Annotated in this window: 1 pseudogene; it reads left to right on the top strand. The window is 73.3% G+C overall.

The features are described 5' to 3' along the window. Window positions 1-428, top strand: a pseudogene (locus LPA54_RS36425) (hypothetical protein); the annotation flags it as partial. Window positions 429-521 lie beyond the last annotated feature (93 nt).

The raw sequence follows: 521 nt of genomic DNA on the forward strand, positions 1-521 counted from the left end.
GCATGACCCTGTTGCGCCTGGGCGGGATCTTCTCCGCGGTGAGGATCCCGCTGCGCGTGGCCCTCGCCCCGGTCGGCTTCGACCGCCCCTCGCGGGAGGCCGACGAGTTCCTGTCCTTCGCGCTCGAGGACGGGCCGGTCATCTGTGACCCGGCCGGCCGCCGGTACTACGCGCTGGTCCCGGCGAGCATGCCCACCACCTGGCACGTGGCGGCCGCGGAGTGGCGCGAGGACGAGGTCGACTGCCTGGGGCGCGACGTGTACTTGGGCGTGCCGCGGCTGGACCGGACGACCCTTCAGCCGGGCAGCCTGGATTCGTACTGGTCGGTGCCGATGCCGTCCGCGGGGGCGCTGTGCACGCCGCTCGCGGTGGCGCGGCTGATCGCCGCGGGCAAGCACGCCCTCGCCGAGGAGGGCGGGCTACTGTGAAGGGTCGCTGGCCGCTCGTCATCTACCTGGTGGTGCTGTTCGGTCTGGCCGGTGCCCTCGTCTGGGGCCTCGCCAACTGCGGCTGCTGACCCG

This window comes from Streptomyces sp. DH12 (assembly GCF_020873895.1).
Classification (GTDB): domain Bacteria; phylum Actinomycetota; class Actinomycetes; order Streptomycetales; family Streptomycetaceae; genus Streptomyces.